Raw genomic sequence first — 15,487 nt, forward strand, 5'->3', positions numbered from 1 at the left:
GATCATGCCAGGAGCGATGACCATTCCCATGTTGATCAAGACCAGCGGGCGCCTGTCGCGCCAAGGCGGAAAAGCCTGATGGGCGCCTATATCCTGCGCCGCCTGCTTCTGATGATCCCGACACTGGTCGGCATCATGGGCATTTCCTTCCTCGTCGTGCAGTTTGCGCCGGGTGGTCCCGTCGAACAGGTGATTGCTCAGATCCAGGGGACTGATTCGGGCGATCGTCTGTCGGGCGGCTCGGATTTCACCCAAGCGGGCAGTGCCGAAGACAGCCGTTATCGCGGTGCCCAGGGGCTTGATCCGGATCTGATTGCAAAGCTCGAAAAGCAGTTCGGCTTCGACAAGCCGCCGCTCACCCGCTTCCTCGACATGATGTGGAATTACATCCGCTTTGATTTCGGCGAGAGCTTTTTCCGCAATGCCTCGGTGATCGATCTGATCCTTGAGAAAATGCCGGTCTCCATCTCGCTCGGCCTCTGGATATTGCTCGTATCCTATATCGTCTCCATTCCGCTTGGCATCCGCAAGGCGGTGAAGGATGGCTCGGCCTTTGATGTGTGGACCTCGGGCATCATCATTGTCGGCTATGCGGTGCCGAGCTTCCTGTTCGGCATCCTCTTGATCGTGATGTTTGCCGGAGGCTCGTTCTTCGACTGGTTCCCTTTGCGTGGCCTCGTCTCGGACAATTGGGCGGAACTCAACTGGTGGCAGAAGATCGTCGATTACTTCTGGCATCTGACGCTGCCACTGATCGCGCTGTCGCTGTCGGCCTTCGCCACCACGACGCTTCTGACGAAGAATTCCTTCATCGACGAGATCAAGAAGCAATATGTGGTGACGGCGCGCGCCAAGGGACTGCCCGAGCGGCGGGTGCTCTACGGACATGTGTTCCGCAATGCCATGCTGATCGTGATTGCAAGCTTCCCGGCCTCCTTCATCTCGGCTTTCTTCACCGGCTCGCTGCTGATTGAGAACATCTTCTCGCTGGATGGATTGGGGCGGCTTGGTTATCTGGCCATCGTCAACCGCGATTATCCAATCGTGTTTGGCACGCTCTATATCTTCTCGCTGCTTGGCCTGTTCGTCGGGCTGATTTCCGACCTGATCTATACCTGGATCGATCCGCGTATCGATTTTGAAAAGAGGGAAGTGTGATGAGCGCTCCCGCAACCAACATGCCCCGTGAAGCGGTTCCGGTGGCGCCTGCCCGCAAGCCCTGGCTCTCGCCCACCAATCTGCGCCGCTGGCAGAATTTCAAGGCAAACCGGCGCGGCTACTGGTCGTTCTGGATCTTTCTCGTGCTGTTTGGCCTGTCGCTTTCGGCAGAACTGATCGCCAATGACCGGCCGATCCTCGTTTCCTACAAGGGCGAGATCCTCGTGCCGGTGGCGGTGAACTATCCGGAAGAAAAATTCGGCGGTTTTCTGGCCACCACCGATTATCGCTCGGCCTTCATCCAGGACGAGATCAACGCCAATGGCTGGATGATCTGGCCGCCGATCCGCTATTCCTACCAGACCGTGAATTCGGAAATTCCCCATTCGGCTCCGACGGCGCCCTTCTGGCTGATGGGCGCTGACGAGCGCTGCAGCGGCTATCCGCAAGGGGCTGCAGATCCCAACTGCAATCTGGGCAATCTCAACTGGCTGGGCACCGACGACCAGGCGCGCGACGTCACGGCCCGGTTGATCTATGGCTTTCGCATTTCCGTGCTGTTTGGCCTGGCGCTCACCATACTGTCGGCCTTCATCGGCGTGACGGCCGGCGCCATCCAGGGCTTTTTCGGCGGCTGGACGGATCTTCTGATGCAGCGCTTCATCGAGATCTGGTCGTCCATGCCGGTGCTCTACATCTTGCTGATCATCGCCGCCATCCTACCACCGGGCTTCTTCGTGCTGCTCGGCATCATGCTTTTGTTCCAGTGGGTGGGCTTTGTCGGCGTGGTGCGTGCCGAATTCCTGCGCGCCCGCAATTTCGAATATGTGCGCGCCGCCCGAGCACTCGGTGTCGGCGACTGGACGATCATGTTTCGGCATCTCCTGCCGAATGCCATGGTGGCAACGCTGACCTTCCTGCCCTTCATTCTCTCGGGCTCGATTGCGACGCTCACCTCGCTGGATTTCCTCGGTTTCGGCATGCCCCCGGGCTCGCCCTCGCTGGGAGAAATGATCGCGCAGGGCAAGAACAATCTTCAGGCGCCATGGCTGGGCCTCACGGCCTTTTTCACCATGTCGCTGATGCTGTCTTTGCTGATCTTCGTCGGCGAGGCGGTGCGCGATGCATTCGACCCGCGCAAGACCTATCGGTGACGCCGCATCGTCTTCCGGGGCGATTTGTGGCATCATGGACGCGTATAACGGCAAGGTGGACGCCATGAACAAGATCGTGCGTGAACATTACCCCGTCGCAAACCTGCCGGAAGACCTGCGCGAGGGTCTTGCGGCGGGCGCTACCGTGCGCGTGGTGCTGGAGGTGGAGGAGGCGACATCGTTCGTGGCCAAGGCAAAGCTGGAGACCTGGGCGCAAAACTACTGGGCACTTAAGCCGGAAGACCGCAAGCCTATGTCCAGCGAAGAGTTGGCACAGCAAATGCAGCTTTTGCGTGAGGCGGATCGAACTCCCATCTCCACCGAACAGGCGGTGGCGGACATTCGTGTGCTGCGTGATGAATGGGACAAGGAATGAGGCCCGCCGGTCCGATCTATCTGAACACGAATGTTCTGATCAGCCTCGGAGAAGCCGGCAGTCTCATCGGACGGCAATTGCTTCAGATGATCGCCCTTCAAAAGCCGGATGATGCTCCCGTATTCTTGACGAGCCGCCTTGCATTTGCGGAGTTGATGGTCAAGCCGCTGCGGGAGAAGGACAGCGTGATGGCGTCCCTCTATTCGGCCTGGGCTATGTCCAGCCCTTGGCTCTGCGTCTGCGAAGTTGATGATCGAGTTCTTGATCTGGCAGCATTGCTGCGGGCTGGCGCATCCCGCGTGAAGCTGCCAGATGCCATTCATCTGGCCTGCGCCATCGTGCACAAATGTCCACTTTTCATGACCTTTGACCTGGCGCTTCAGGCTGTCCCTGTGCTGGACCATCCGTTCCTTGGTCCGGTTGATATGGCACCCCTCTCCATCATCCGCCCCGACGACACATCCCTTACCGCCCTTCTTGAAAGCCTTTCATCATGACCGAAGCTCTTCTCTCCGTCCGGGATCTCTCTGTCGCCTTCCACCAGGGCGGCCAGGAGACGCTTGCCGTGGAGCATGTGTCTTTCGATATCGCGCCGGGCGAGGTCATGGCGCTGGTCGGCGAAAGCGGTTCCGGCAAGTCGGTCACGGCCAATTCGATCCTGAAGCTTCTGCCCTATCCCTCGGCAAGCCATCCCTCCGGCGAAGTGCTGTTTGACGGTCGCGATCTCCTCACCGTGACGGAGGCGGAGCTTCGCGGCGTGCGCGGCAACGACATCACCATGATCTTTCAGGAGCCGATGACCTCTCTCAACCCGCTGCACACGATCGAGCAGCAGCTGTTGGAGATTCTTGAACTGCATCAGGTGGTGACGGGCGCTGCGGCCCGCACACGTGTGCTGGAGCTTTTGCTGCAGGTGGGCATCCGCGAGCCGGAAAAACGTCTGAAGGCCTATCCGCATGAATTGTCCGGCGGCCAGCGCCAGCGCGTGATGATTGCCATGGCGCTTGCCAACCGGCCGAAACTGCTGATCGCCGATGAGCCGACAACGGCGCTCGATGTCACCGTGCAGGCGCAGATCCTGGAGCTTCTGAAGAAGCTGCAGGTGGATTACGGCATGTCCATCCTGTTCATCACCCATGACCTTGGCATCGTGCGGCGGTTTGCCGACAAGGTCTGCGTGATGACGAAGGGCCAGATCGTCGAGCGCGGCCCGGTGGAGGAGGTCTTCACCCATCCGCAGCATGACTATACGCGCCATCTTCTGGCGTCAGAACCGCGCGGCGAACCGCCGCTTGCCGATCCGTCCCGCCCCGTCGTCATGCAGGGTGAGAATATCAAGGTATGGTTTCCCATCAAGGCCGGTTTCCTGCGCCGGGTGGTGGATCATGTGAAGGCGGTGGATGGCATAGACGTGACGCTGCGTGCCGGTGAAACGGTGGGCGTGGTCGGCGAATCCGGGTCCGGCAAGACGACGCTTGGTCTGGCGCTGGCGCGGCTGATTTCCTCACAAGGCCGGATCAGCTTTGTCGGCAGCGATATCGGCGCCTATAATTTCAAGCAGATGCGCCCGCTGCGCGACAAATTGCAAGTGGTGTTCCAGGACCCCTATGGCTCGCTCAGCCCGCGCATGTCCGTGGGTGATATCATTGCCGAGGGTTTGAAAGTGCATCAAGCCTCGCTGTCTGGGGCCGAGCGTGACCGCGAGGTTGCCTGGTCGCTTGAGGAAGTGGGGCTCGATCCGGCCACGCGCTGGCGCTATCCGCATGAATTTTCCGGCGGTCAGCGCCAGCGTGTCGCCATTGCGCGGGCCATGGTCTTGAAACCCCGCTTCGTGATGCTGGACGAGCCGACCTCCGCGCTCGATATGACGGTGCAGGCGCAGGTGGTCGATCTGTTGCGCGACCTGCAGAAAAAGCACGACCTCGCCTATCTGTTCATCAGCCATGACCTGAAAGTGGTCAAGGCGCTTGCCAACCACGTTATCGTCATGCGCGCCGGCAAGGTGATGGAGGAGGGGCCGTCGGCCGATATCTTCCGCGAGCCGAAGAATGCCTATACCCAGGCCCTGATGGCGGCGGCCTTCAATTTGAAGGCCGTGGAGGCAGGCGGTATCAACCACTAGGCCGATAGGATGGCCAAGATGAAGACCGGCCATGTCTGAAATGGTCCGCGTCTGTCAGCCATGGCAAGCATTCGCTGCGCCTTCGTCCATGCGCTAAGCAGATCTGGCGGGCCTGCGCCGGAATGAGGCAGGATCAATCGATTTGATGGTCCTGTCTCTGGACTTTGCCGCCGGTTTTTTCGATAACCAGCCATCAGGTGTCGCCGGATGCCTATCACCGTCGAAGCAATGCAGTCCGCTTGCACGCAAGGCGCAGCATTGGGCAGAGGCCGCCATGACCACCAAGACTGATATCGCCAAGCGGGTCTACAATCACACTTGGAAGCTTGATCCGATCATTCGAAGCCTCATCGATACGGACTTCTACAAGCTGTTGATGCTGCAGATGATCTGGAAGCTCTATCCGACCACGGATGTGACCTTTTCGCTTATCAATCGCACCACATCCGTGCGGCTCGCCGAGGAAATCGACGAGCGGGAACTGCGCGAGCAACTGGATCATGCCCGCACGCTTCGCCTCTCCAAGAAGGAAATGATCTGGCTTGCGGGTAACAGTTTTTACGGCAAGGCGCAGATCTTCGAGCCGGAATTCATCGCCTGGCTGTCCAACTACCGCCTGCCGGAATACGAGCTTTCCAAGCGGGACGGCCAGTATGAGCTGACCTTCCACGGTCGTTGGATGGATACGACGCTCTGGGAAATCCCGGCGCTCTCCATCATCAACGAGTTGCGGTCGCGCTCGGCCATGCGCAGCCTTGGCCCTTTCACGCTGGATGTGCTCTATGCACGCGCCAAGGCCAAGATGTGGCAGAAGGTGGAACGGCTGCGCGCTCTTCCCGGTCTTCGGATTTCGGATTTCGGCACCCGTCGTCGTCACAGTTTTCTCTGGCAGCGCTGGTGCGTCGAGGCCTTGAAGGAGGGCATCGGCCCGGCCTTTACGGGCACCAGCAATGTGCTTCTGGCGATGGATTCCGATCTGGAAGCCGTCGGCACCAATGCCCACGAACTGCCCATGGTCGTGGCAGCGCTTGCCAATAGCGATGCGGAACTGAAGGCTGCACCCTACAAGGTTCTGAAGGACTGGAACCGGCTCTATGGTGGCAACCTGTTGATCGTGTTGCCGGATGCCTTTGGCACAACGTCTTTCCTGCGCGATGCGCCGGAATGGGTGGCGGACTGGACCGGCTTTCGCCCCGACAGCGCCCCGCCGATCGAAGGCGGCGAGAAGATCATCGACTGGTGGGAAAAGATGGGGCGCGACCCCCGGCAGAAACTGCTGATCTTTTCCGATGGCCTCGATGTGGATGCCATCATCGATACCTATCGCCATTTCGAAGGGCGGGTGCGCATGGGCTTTGGCTGGGGCACCAATCTCACCAATGATTTTGCCGGATGTGCGCCAAGCCAGCTGGATGGGCTGAAACCCATCTCGATCGTCTGCAAGGTCAGCGAAGCCAATGGCCGCCAAGCCGTCAAGCTATCGGACAATCCGCGCAAGGCAACCGGCGATCCGGATGAGGTGCAGCGCTATCTGCGTTTCTTCGGCCAGGAAGACCGCGTCGAGCAGGCTGTCCTGGTTTAAGCCGGCTGGCTCTCCTGCATCGCCGTAAACAACGGTTGACAGAATAAACATGTGTTTGTATGTCCTCTGCAGGCAGCAGGGGCATATGCGATGAGCATGGACGATCTGGGACAACAGGAAGCGGCGGTTCTGGCCATCATTCGGGAGAACCCGTTTGCCGGCCAGCAGGAGATTGCCGACATGCTGGGGCTTGCCCGTTCCACGGTGGCAGCCCATGTGACGCAGCTGGTGCAGAAGGGTTATATTCTGGGGCGAGGCTATGTCCTGCCGGAACCGTCTAGGGCCGTTGCCATTGGCGGCGCAGTCTTTGACCGGAAGTATCGGGCAAAGACCACGATTGTTCTGGAGACCTCCAATCCCGTTGACGGCATGCGCAGTTTCGGCGGCGTAGCCCGCAATGTTGCGGAAAACCTTGCACTGCTCGGCACGCCTACCAGCTTCATCTCCATTCTTGGTAAGGATGAAACCGGATCGGCGCTGCTTGCCCATTTGCGCGAGTGCGGCATTGATGTGAGCCAGGTCATCGTCACCCCGGATCGCCCGACGGCGGAATATGCCGCTATTCTCGATCCCGCCGGTGATCTGGTGATTGGCCTTGCCGACATGGGCATTTTCGATCTGTTTCAGCCGGCGCATCTTGATCGCGTCTGGTCGCATCTGGCCTCGGCGAGCCTTGTGTTTGCCGATTGCAATCTGCCGGCTGAAACGCTTGGCCATCTCGTGGTCCGGCGCAGAAGCGCACGCTTTCGTCTTGCCGTCGATGCCGTGTCCACCCACAAGGTGATGCGCCTGCCACAGGATCTGTCGGGCATTGACCTGTTGTTCATGAACCTTGACGAGGCCAATGCCCTGCTGGATCGGCAGGGCGCTGATAGCCTCGATGATGCCAAGGTGGCAGCACGGCTTCTGCAACAGAAGGGCGCCCGCGAAGCCGTGGTGACGCTGGGCGCTCGCGGCATGGCAGTCGCTGGCATGGGCGGTGTCCAGCTGTTTTCGGCGGTTAAGGCCCGGCCTCTTGATATGACGGGCGCTGGCGATGCCATGATTGCCGGCACCCTGCACGGGCTTATGGCAAGCCAGGACACTTACGCGGCGGCCCGCACCGGCGCGCTTCTCGGGGCGCTGACGACGGAAAGTGCCGCCAGCGTCCACCCGGAACTTTCACAGCGTTTTCTTGATGCGCACAGGCACCGGCTGACCGGTGGAAAGGAATGACCATGACCCTTCTGAAACCGAAACTCAGCCGCGAGGTGGCCGAAGCGCTTGCCGGAGGCGGCCCTGTCGTGGCGCTGGAATCAACCATCATCACCCATGGCATGCCCTTTCCGGCAAATTTTGAAACGGCGCTCGCCGTGGAAGCCGTTGTGCGTGAAAACGGTGCCGTTCCAGCCACCATCGCAGTCATCGACGGAGAGCTGCGCGCCGGTCTCGAGCATGACGAGTTGGAGGCGCTTGCCCAGGCCAAGGGTGTGGTGAAGGCCTCGGGGCGGGATCTTGCCGTTGCCATGGTGCGCAAGGCCTCGGCGGGCACCACCGTGTCTGCCACCATGCTTCTGGCTGAACTGGCCGGCATCGACATCTTTGCCACCGGCGGCGTGGGTGGCGTGCATCGCGGTGCCGAGCAGACTTTCGATATCTCAGCCGATCTGACCGAGCTTGGCCGCACAAAGACGGCTGTCGTCTGCGCCGGCGTCAAATCCATCCTCGATATTGCAAAGACCCTGGAATATCTGGAAACCCAGCGCGTGCCGGTCATCGCCTATGGCACGGATGCCTTTCCGGCTTTCTTCACGCGCGATAGCGGCTACAAGGCCGATCATCGGCTGGATACGCCGGAAGACATTGCGTCGGCCATGCACCTGCATCACGGACTTGGCACCGGCACCGGCCTTTTGATCGCCAATCCGATCCCGGAAGCCTTCGCGCTGACGCCTGAGTTTATCGATGGCACGATTGCGGACGCCGTGCGCGAGGCAGAGGAGCGCGGCATCGGCCGCAAGGAACTCACGCCTTTCCTGCTTGCCCGCATCAACGAATTGTCCAAGGGCGAAAGCCTGAAAGCCAATATCGCGCTGGTGAAGAACAATGCCGCGCTCGCCGCCCGCATGGCGGTTGCCTATGCGGCATTGAAGAAGACCCTCTGACAGAGCAAGGCGCGCGGCGGCCATTGGGTCGCCGCGCCCTACATGGACTTCAGGCTTGCAGTCGCGCCAGTCTCTCGGTCAAAAGCGCGTAAAAGCCATCGGCATCCACGTCGCGCATGAAGGTAGCGTTCTTCTGCCGGTCCGTCACGCCCCACCAGTCTGCAACCGTCATGCCCTTGGTGAGCGCCGACTGCGTCTCGATCTCGACATTGCAGAGCCTGCCGGAATAAAGCTCAGGCCTGATCAGGTAGGCAATCACGTTCGGATCATGCAGCGGTCCGCCTTCGGTGCCGTATTTCGCCTCGTCGAAGCGTTCGAAGAATTCCAGCCAGCCGACAACGGCCTCTGATACCGGCGTTGCAAGCGCCTTGATGGCGGCGACACGCGCCTTGGTGGTCAGAACCTGATGCGTCACGTCAAGCGGCATCATGACGATGGGCGCGCCGCTGGCGAATACGATTTCGGCGGCCATCGGATCGACGAAGATGTTGAATTCGGCAGCCGGCGTGACATTGCCGCCCTCAAACAGCCCGCCGCCCATCAGCACCACCTGGCTGATGCGCGAAGCAATCTCCGGCGCCTTTTGCAGCGCCGTGCCGAGATTGGTCATTGGCCCAAGCGTGCAGATGGTGACACTTCCGGCCTCCTCGCGCATCAGCGTCTCGATGATGAAATCGACGCCGTGCTTTGTCTCGATCGGCATGGTCGGCTCGGGCAGGTCGGCCCCGTCCATGCCGGAGGCGCCGTGGACATATTCGGCGGTGAACAGGCTGCCCTGCATCGGTCCTTCGCAGCCGGCAAATACCTTGATGTCAGGGCGGCCGGCCAGTTCGCACACTTTGCGGATGTTCTTGCCTGTCAGCGCCAGAGGCACATTGCCGGCGGCTGCAACAATGCCCAGCACTTGAAGCTCCGGGCTTGCCAGCGCCAGCAGGATGGCCAGGGCATCGTCCTGGCCGGGATCGGTATCTATGATGATCTTCCGGGGCATGGCAGTCTCGTCCTTCACAACAGGTCTCCTGCGGTTTCATCCGCATGTCCACCATGCCTTTGGCATGCCGTTTTCGGTGCGGCAAGCGCCGCTTGCGTCAGAACGATCGCAAGAACCGAAGCGGGCCATGTCTATGTGTCGCCACGCGATGGGAGATGGCCTGCCGGATCACCGGAGTGCCTGGAAAGAACCAAACCGTCCGGACTGCGTATTCCATTGCAAATGGAGGCTTTCATGAGCGAAACGACCGCATCTCCCACCCTGTCCGGCAAGCTGGCCTGGATTACCGGAGCAAGCTCCGGCATCGGCCGAGCCGTTGCTCTGCGTCTTGCTGGCGAGGGTTACCGCGTGGCCGTCAGCGCCCGCAGCGGCAACGGTCTGGAGGAACTGGCCGCCGCCCATCCGGGCCGGGTGTTTTCCTTTCCCCTCGATATCACTGATCGCGAGGCAGCGCTTGCGACGGCTGAGGAGATCCGCGCGGTACATGGTCCGATCGATCTCGCCATCTTTTCCGCCGGCACCTACAAGCGCGATAGCGTGCGCCATTTCGACAGCCGAGATCTGGCCGCGATCGTCAATCTTAACGTCATCGGCACCGGCCATACGCTGGAAGCGGTAATCCCCGACATGGTGGCGCGCAGACATGGAGAGATTGCGGTCATCGCATCGGTTGCGGGCCTTGTCGGCCTGCCGGGCGGCGGTTTCTATGGGGCGAGCAAGGCGGCGCTCAACAATCTCTGCCAGGCGCTCTATCCGGAACTGAAGCGGGAGGGCGTCAATCTCAGGATTATCAATCCGGGCTTTGTCGATACGCCGCTCACCCAGAAGAACGACTTTCCGATGCCCTTCCTCGTCTCCTCGGATGGGGCGGCAGATGCCATCGTTTCCGGGCTGAAGACCAGCCGCTACGAAATCATCTTTCCCTGGAAAATGGCTCTCGGGATAAAGTTTCTGGCAGCGCTGCCGAAGAGCCTCTTGTTTCGCATTACCCGCCGCATGCTGCGCAAGCCGCAGTAGGCGGGTCTGCGGTTTTCCTGAAAAAAAAGGCCCGGCAGCCATGCCGAGCCCCTTTTCCATACCAGTACCGGCAGCGCCTCTCAGCGCACCGGATTTTCCAGACGAAACTGCGCGACATCGATGCGGCCATTGCGGAAGCCGGCCGCGCAATAGTGCAGGTAGTAGTGCCAGGTGCGAAAGAAGCGCTCGTCGAAACCGAGCGGTGCAATCTTTGGCCAAAGCGCGCGAAAGGCCTTGTCCCAGGCGAGCAGCGTGCGCTCGTAGTCCAGGCCGAAGCGGAAGCAGTCCGTCACCTTCAGCCGTGCCCTGCCGGCAATCTCGCCAAAGCCTGCCACCGTCGGCAGCATGCCGCCCGGAAAGATATAGGTCTGGATGAAATCCGCATGCCGGCGATAGTGCTCGAAACGGCTTTCGTCGATGGTGATGACCTGGATCATCGCCTGTCCGCCGGGCACCAGCAGATCACGCACCTGCTCGAAATAGATCGGCCAATGCTCCTCGCCGACGGCCTCGAACATCTCGATAGAGACGATCTTGGTGAACTGGCCCGTGCAATCGCGGTAGTCCTGCAGGCGGATATCGGCCTGGCCGGCGATCCCGGCATCGGACAGCCGCTGGCGGGAAAAGGCGGCCTGCTCCTTGGAAAGCGTCAGGCCCGTCACGCGACAGCCGGTCTCACGGATCGCCTGTTCCATGAAGCCGCCCCAGCCGCAGCCGATTTCCAGCACATGGTCATCCGGCCCGATGTTCAACTCGCGAATGATACGGCCATATTTTTCATGCTGCGCCTCTTCAAGGCTTGCATCCGGATGGGTGTAGATCGCCGAGGAATAGGTCATCGAGCGGTCGAGCCACTTGCCGTAGAATTCATTGCCGAGATCATAGTGGAAGGCGATATTGCGGCGGCTGCCGGATTTGGAATTGCGGCGCAGGCGATGGCGCAGATGCGCCAGCCGCGCCATGAGGGCCGTGGGTGCTGCAAGCTTTGCCCAGTCCTTTTCATTGGCCAGCGCCAGATCCAGAACCTGGCCGAGATCGGGTGTCGACCAGTCGCCATCCATGTAGGATCGGGCAAAGCCCAGGCCGCCACCCGCCATGATGCGGCGTAGCACACGCGAACGGTTGAAGCGAATGGTGGCCAGTGGGCCGGGTCTGGCCTCGCCGAAATGATGCTCGCGCCCGCTGGGAAAAACCACGGTCAGCCGGCCATGCCTGGTGCGTGCCAGCATTCGGCACAGCATACGTTCCCAAAGCGGCGCGCGGTCTGCCACCAGGAGGGGATCTCCGTGTCCGGCATGAGTCATGTTTCTTGTCCTCCACTCAAGACTGGATGTTCCACCGAACTGGCCACGCGGCTGGCAGCCGGGCGGTGGCGATGAAGCGGCACGCCCTTCAGCCAGAGGCGCAGCGCCTCCCAGTGGATGCCCGCCATGACCTTCATGGTCATCAGCGGATAGGTAAACAGAGCGCGCAACAGAATGCGGTCTGAAAGCGGTGACTTTTTGCCTGCAAAGCTTGCAAACAGAAGGTCCCCTTCGCTGTCACGCTCGTTGATGGCAACCTTCACCCGCTCGCCCGGCGGGGTGATATCGAAATCATAGGTGCAGTCCATCGGCACGAAGGGTGACACATACATGGCTTTGGAACAGGAATGGCGCACGCGGCCATCCTGTAGCGTCTGGGCGGGAATGATATAGGTGTGCCGTTCCTGAAAAGTATTGCAGACCTCATAGAGCAAGGCCAGCAGGTTTCCCTCGCGGTCCTCGCAGAAATAGACGGTCAACGGGTTGAAGACATAGCCGAATATCCGCGGGTAGCAGAGCACGCGGATGCGGACGTCCTGGTGTGCGATGCCGGCATCACGCAGATGCGCTTCCGCCCAGGCGCGCAGGCCGCCGCTATCGCCCAGGCCGTGATCCTTGTCGAAGAAGCTGAACACGCTGGTGCGATTATAGCCAAACAGCCGCATGCCGGCACCCAGCGAGGGAAGTTCGTCCAGATCCAGCAGCAGCGAAAACACGCGGTAGCGCATGCTGTGCTTCTTCGGCCGGTGCCGGGAATGCACCACCGTACCGAAATAGATGCCGGATGCGGCACTCATTCGGCCGCTTCCAGAAGTGGCTGAAGAACGATCCGGCCGGATTCGTTTGCGACCTGCCAGGGCCGGCGAAGCCCGGTTGCCGCTTCTGCAACGGCCAGACCCGCCTGCAGCCCGTCTTCATGGAAGCCACTGCCGAAATGGGCGCCGCAGAACCAGGTGTTGCGACGTCCCTGCAATTGCCAGATCTGCCGCTGCGCGTTCATGGCGGACAGATCAAACAGCGGATGGGTGTAGTGATAGGTGCCAATCACCTTGTCGTCACGGATCGGGCGGCTGGCATTTAACGTCACGAAGAGCGGATGCTGTTCCGGTAGGTTCTGCAGACGGTTCATCCAATAGGTGACGCAAAGTGGCGTCTGGTCGTCTTCCCGCTTGCCGCCGATATAATTCCAGCTCGACCAGACGGCCTTGCGCTTGGGCATCAAGCGCTCGTCCGAATGCAGCACGGCAATATTGTCGGTATAGCGGAAGGCGCCAAGGATCTCGCGCTCTGGCGCATCCGCGTCCAGCAGCAAGGCAAGCGCTTGATCGGCATGGGTTGCGATGATCACGTCATCGAAGCGGTCGGTACCGCCCTTCCTGTCGGTGACCAGAACCTTGCCGTCGGCTAGCCGTTCTATCGTGGCAACGCCGCAGTTCAGCCGGATCTCGCCGGGAAAGTCGTCGGCAATGCGCTGCACATATTGGCGGCTGCCGCCGGTGACCGTACGCCAGCGCGGACGGCCCGACAGAAGAATAAGCCCGTGATGTACGAAAAAGCGGATGAAGGCATGCAGCGGATAGGCGCGCATGTCGGTCGTCGTCATCGACCAGATCGCCGCCCCCATGGGAAGAAGATGATCGTCGATGAAGGGTTTCGAATAGCGCTCGCGGTCGAGATAGTCGCCAAGCGTCACGCCGTCGAACTCGCGCCGGTTCATCAGACCTTCCGCTTCGCGGTAAAAGCGCAGCACGTCAGACAGCATGCGCCAGAAGCGCGGGCGGGCGGCATTGCTGCGCTGGCCGAGAATGCCCTTGATGCCGGTGCCGGAATATTCAAAGCCGCCATCATCGATGGAGGCGGCAAACGACATGTCCGAGGCTTCGTGCGCGACGCCGAGATGATCGAAAAACGCCACGAGATTGGGATAGTTCTTGTCATTGAAGACAATGAAGCCCGTATCGACGGCCAGATCGCCATCGGGGGTGGATACTGTAGCCGTATTGGAATGCCCGCCGAGGCGGTCGGCAACCTCGTAGATCACCACCTGGTTTGCCTTGGCGGAAAGCCATGCCGCAGACAGGCCACTGATCCCGGAGCCGATGACTGCGATGCGTCGAATGTCCGTATTGCTTGAAACCATTGGGCATATCCGTTGTTTGCTATCGATTGAAGCTTACGCGGCGGCCGCGCAAATGGATTTCCCGCAATTTTCTTTTTCGCAGTGATCTGGCCTCGGGGGGGCGGCGTAAAGGCCGACATGAGCTTAGCTGTTTCCATCATGGCAGGGACGTGCCACAAAGAAGAGAAAGTGGGTGTGAGCCTGCTCGCCCGCGTTCAGCATGGCCAGAGAATGAAACGCACCGATAGAATTTCAACAGACCAGGACATCGCGCAGGCCGAGCTTTCTCGCCTTCTGGCCGCTGTCGGGCAGGACCGCGATGTGAATGCCTTCGAGGCGATCTTTCGCTATTACGGGCCGCGTGTGCGCTCCTTCATGGCCATGAAGACGAGAGACACGCAGCTTGCGGAAGAACTGATGCAGGAAACCATGACAGCCGTGTGGAACAAGGCGGTGCAGTTTGATCCTGGCCGTGGCAATGTATCGGCCTGGATCTTCACCATTGCCCGCAACCAGCGCATTGATGCATTCCGGCGCAGGCGCCCGGCCTTTGACGAAAATGATCCCGCCTTCGTGCGCGATAATGAACCGCCGGCGGATGTCGAGCTTGAGGGGCGCCAGGATGCAGAACTGTTGCGCAAGGCGATGGAGACCCTGCCGCCCGAACAGTTGGACGTTTTGAAGCGTGCCTTCTTCGACGAAGCGTCGCATTCGGCGATTGCCGAAGACATGGGTATACCGCTCGGCACCGTGAAATCACGAATACGTCTGGCTTTCGATAAACTGCGGACCACGCTGGAGGGCCGGCGATGAAAACCAATCACCACATTAGCGATGCATTGCTGCTCGATTATGCGTCCGGCAACCTGTCCGAGGGCTGGAGCCTTGCTGTCGCAACCCATCTGGCCCTTTGCCCGAACTGTCGGCGCACGCTCGACGCCATGGAGGGGGCAGCCGGCGCATTGCTTGACAAGGTGGTGGGCGAGCATCCGGTAACCAGCAATGACTGGGAGGCGATGAAGGCACGCATTGCCTGCGAGCCTGTGGCAACGGCGCCCGCCCGCGTGGCGGAAAAGCCTGTTTCTCGCCCATCTGCCGATGCAACAGCCGTCTTGCCCGAGCCGCTGCGGTCCTATGTGGGCAGCGATGTTTCGGGGTTAAAATGGCGTGCTCTCGGGCGTGGTGCCTACCAGATCCGCATCGATACGGGCGATCCCGCAACCCAGGTGCGGCTTTTGAAGATCCCGGCTGGAAAGCCTGTTCCGGAGCATACGCATGTGGGGCGTGAACTGACGCTTGTTCTGTCGGGCAGCTTCCGCGATGGCGATGATCTGTTTCAGCGTGGTGACCTGGAAGAGGCCGATGGCAACCTGCTGCACACGCCGACGGCAACCGAAGGCGAGGATTGCATCTGCCTGGCTGTGACCGAAGCGCCGCTGAAGTTCAGCAGCTGGGTTGTGCGGATGATACAGCCGATCCTGAAAATCTGACGGCTTGATAAAGCTGCGAGGAGAATGCCG

Annotated in this window: 15 protein-coding genes; 11 read left to right on the forward strand and 4 right to left on the reverse strand. The window is 60.5% G+C overall.

What is annotated here, in order from left to right; genetic code table 11:
- The first annotated feature begins 78 nt into the window (after window positions 1-78).
- The 8 genes from E8M77_RS05595 to E8M77_RS05630 all read left to right on the forward strand — a co-directional run bounded on the left by E8M77_RS05595 (window position 79) and on the right by E8M77_RS05630 (window position 8,536).
- Window positions 79-1,158, forward strand: a complete 1,080-nt coding sequence (locus E8M77_RS05595) for a microcin C ABC transporter permease YejB (RefSeq protein ID WP_137129636.1) — start codon at window positions 79-81, stop codon at window positions 1,156-1,158.
- Window positions 1,158-2,312 carry an ABC transporter permease gene (locus E8M77_RS05600; RefSeq protein WP_170975759.1) on the forward strand — a complete coding sequence of 385 codons (1,155 nt, stop codon included), beginning with the start codon at window positions 1,158-1,160 and terminating at the stop codon, window positions 2,310-2,312. The genes E8M77_RS05595 and E8M77_RS05600 overlap by 1 nt, the downstream gene beginning before the upstream one ends.
- Before the next feature lie 64 nt (window positions 2,313-2,376).
- The gene (locus E8M77_RS05605; protein WP_137129637.1) at window positions 2,377-2,688 is read left to right on the forward strand and encodes a hypothetical protein; all 312 of its coding nucleotides are present in this window, start codon (window positions 2,377-2,379) and stop codon (window positions 2,686-2,688) included.
- On the forward strand, window positions 2,685-3,185 hold the full coding sequence (locus tag E8M77_RS05610; protein WP_170975760.1) for a PIN domain-containing protein: 501 nt from the start codon (window positions 2,685-2,687) through the stop codon (window positions 3,183-3,185). Before E8M77_RS05605 ends, E8M77_RS05610 begins: the two co-directional genes overlap by 4 nt.
- The gene (locus E8M77_RS05615) at window positions 3,182-4,810 is read left to right on the forward strand and encodes an ABC transporter ATP-binding protein (protein ID WP_137129639.1); all 1,629 of its coding nucleotides are present in this window, start codon (window positions 3,182-3,184) and stop codon (window positions 4,808-4,810) included. Before E8M77_RS05610 ends, E8M77_RS05615 begins: the two co-directional genes overlap by 4 nt.
- Before the next feature lie 274 nt (window positions 4,811-5,084).
- Window positions 5,085-6,392, forward strand: a complete 1,308-nt coding sequence (gene pncB / locus E8M77_RS05620) for a nicotinate phosphoribosyltransferase (protein ID WP_137129640.1) — start codon at window positions 5,085-5,087, stop codon at window positions 6,390-6,392.
- 90 nt (window positions 6,393-6,482) lie between these two features.
- Complete coding sequence (locus E8M77_RS05625; protein WP_246659138.1) at window positions 6,483-7,607, forward strand: carbohydrate kinase; 1,125 nt, start codon at window positions 6,483-6,485, stop codon at window positions 7,605-7,607.
- 2 nt (window positions 7,608-7,609) lie between these two features.
- The gene (locus E8M77_RS05630) at window positions 7,610-8,536 is read left to right on the forward strand and encodes a pseudouridine-5'-phosphate glycosidase (protein WP_137129641.1); all 927 of its coding nucleotides are present in this window, start codon (window positions 7,610-7,612) and stop codon (window positions 8,534-8,536) included.
- Window positions 8,537-8,585: 49 nt separating this feature from the next.
- Here E8M77_RS05630 and E8M77_RS05635 read toward each other — a convergent pair whose 3' ends face one another.
- Window positions 8,586-9,527: a nucleoside hydrolase gene (locus E8M77_RS05635; RefSeq protein ID WP_137129642.1), complete on the reverse strand. Its 942-nt coding sequence runs from the start codon at window positions 9,525-9,527 to the stop codon at window positions 8,586-8,588.
- Window positions 9,528-9,761: 234 nt separating this feature from the next.
- On the opposite strand from E8M77_RS05635, the gene E8M77_RS05640 reads away from it, so the two are divergent.
- Window positions 9,762-10,544, forward strand: a complete 783-nt coding sequence (locus tag E8M77_RS05640; protein WP_137129643.1) for an SDR family NAD(P)-dependent oxidoreductase — start codon at window positions 9,762-9,764, stop codon at window positions 10,542-10,544.
- Window positions 10,545-10,624: 80 nt separating this feature from the next.
- Here E8M77_RS05640 and E8M77_RS05645 read toward each other — a convergent pair whose 3' ends face one another.
- From E8M77_RS05645 to E8M77_RS05655, 3 genes are read right to left on the reverse strand one after another with little or no spacing between them, the layout of a single operon-like run.
- The gene (locus E8M77_RS05645) at window positions 10,625-11,848 is read right to left on the reverse strand and encodes a cyclopropane-fatty-acyl-phospholipid synthase family protein (RefSeq protein ID WP_137129644.1); all 1,224 of its coding nucleotides are present in this window, start codon (window positions 11,846-11,848) and stop codon (window positions 10,625-10,627) included.
- Window positions 11,845-12,645, reverse strand: a complete 801-nt coding sequence (locus E8M77_RS05650; protein WP_137129645.1) for a DUF1365 domain-containing protein — start codon at window positions 12,643-12,645, stop codon at window positions 11,845-11,847. Before E8M77_RS05650 ends, E8M77_RS05645 begins: the two co-directional genes overlap by 4 nt.
- Window positions 12,642-13,988: an FAD-dependent oxidoreductase gene (locus tag E8M77_RS05655; RefSeq protein ID WP_137129646.1), complete on the reverse strand. Its 1,347-nt coding sequence runs from the start codon at window positions 13,986-13,988 to the stop codon at window positions 12,642-12,644. The genes E8M77_RS05650 and E8M77_RS05655 overlap by 4 nt, the downstream gene beginning before the upstream one ends.
- Window positions 13,989-14,198: 210 nt before the next feature.
- Here E8M77_RS05655 and E8M77_RS05660 point away from each other — a divergent pair, with 210 nt between their 5' ends.
- The gene (locus E8M77_RS05660; RefSeq protein ID WP_137129647.1) at window positions 14,199-14,780 is read left to right on the forward strand and encodes a sigma-70 family RNA polymerase sigma factor; all 582 of its coding nucleotides are present in this window, start codon (window positions 14,199-14,201) and stop codon (window positions 14,778-14,780) included.
- On the forward strand, window positions 14,777-15,457 hold the full coding sequence (locus E8M77_RS05665) for a ChrR family anti-sigma-E factor (RefSeq protein WP_137129648.1): 681 nt from the start codon (window positions 14,777-14,779) through the stop codon (window positions 15,455-15,457). The genes E8M77_RS05660 and E8M77_RS05665 overlap by 4 nt, the downstream gene beginning before the upstream one ends.
- Window positions 15,458-15,487 lie beyond the last annotated feature (30 nt).

Source organism: Rhizobium sp. FY34 (assembly GCF_005222845.1).
GTDB lineage: Bacteria > Pseudomonadota > Alphaproteobacteria > Rhizobiales > Rhizobiaceae > Neorhizobium.

Excerpts from the sequence above, each read along its gene's own strand:
- E8M77_RS05600 (WP_170975759.1), top strand. The coding sequence starts at position 1,158 with ATGAGCGCTCCCGCAACCAACATGCCCCGTGAAGCGGTTCCGGTGGCG.
- E8M77_RS05615 (WP_137129639.1), top strand. The coding sequence starts at position 3,182 with ATGACCGAAGCTCTTCTCTCCGTCCGGGATCTCTCTGTCGCCTTCCAC.
- E8M77_RS05650 (WP_137129645.1), bottom strand. The coding sequence starts at position 12,645 with ATGAGTGCCGCATCCGGCATCTATTTCGGTACGGTGGTGCATTCCCGG.
- pncB (WP_137129640.1), top strand. The coding sequence starts at position 5,085 with ATGACCACCAAGACTGATATCGCCAAGCGGGTCTACAATCACACTTGG.
- E8M77_RS05605 (WP_137129637.1), top strand. The coding sequence starts at position 2,377 with ATGAACAAGATCGTGCGTGAACATTACCCCGTCGCAAACCTGCCGGAA.
- E8M77_RS05630 (WP_137129641.1), top strand. The coding sequence starts at position 7,610 with ATGACCCTTCTGAAACCGAAACTCAGCCGCGAGGTGGCCGAAGCGCTT.
- E8M77_RS05640 (WP_137129643.1), top strand. The coding sequence starts at position 9,762 with ATGAGCGAAACGACCGCATCTCCCACCCTGTCCGGCAAGCTGGCCTGG.
- E8M77_RS05655 (WP_137129646.1), bottom strand. The coding sequence starts at position 13,988 with ATGGTTTCAAGCAATACGGACATTCGACGCATCGCAGTCATCGGCTCC.
- E8M77_RS05660 (WP_137129647.1), top strand. The coding sequence starts at position 14,199 with ATGAAACGCACCGATAGAATTTCAACAGACCAGGACATCGCGCAGGCC.
- E8M77_RS05625 (WP_246659138.1), top strand. The coding sequence starts at position 6,483 with ATGAGCATGGACGATCTGGGACAACAGGAAGCGGCGGTTCTGGCCATC.
- E8M77_RS05610 (WP_170975760.1), top strand. The coding sequence starts at position 2,685 with ATGAGGCCCGCCGGTCCGATCTATCTGAACACGAATGTTCTGATCAGC.
- E8M77_RS05635 (WP_137129642.1), bottom strand. The coding sequence starts at position 9,527 with ATGCCCCGGAAGATCATCATAGATACCGATCCCGGCCAGGACGATGCC.
- E8M77_RS05665 (WP_137129648.1), top strand. The coding sequence starts at position 14,777 with ATGAAAACCAATCACCACATTAGCGATGCATTGCTGCTCGATTATGCG.
- E8M77_RS05645 (WP_137129644.1), bottom strand. The coding sequence starts at position 11,848 with ATGACTCATGCCGGACACGGAGATCCCCTCCTGGTGGCAGACCGCGCG.
- E8M77_RS05595 (WP_137129636.1), top strand. The coding sequence starts at position 79 with ATGGGCGCCTATATCCTGCGCCGCCTGCTTCTGATGATCCCGACACTG.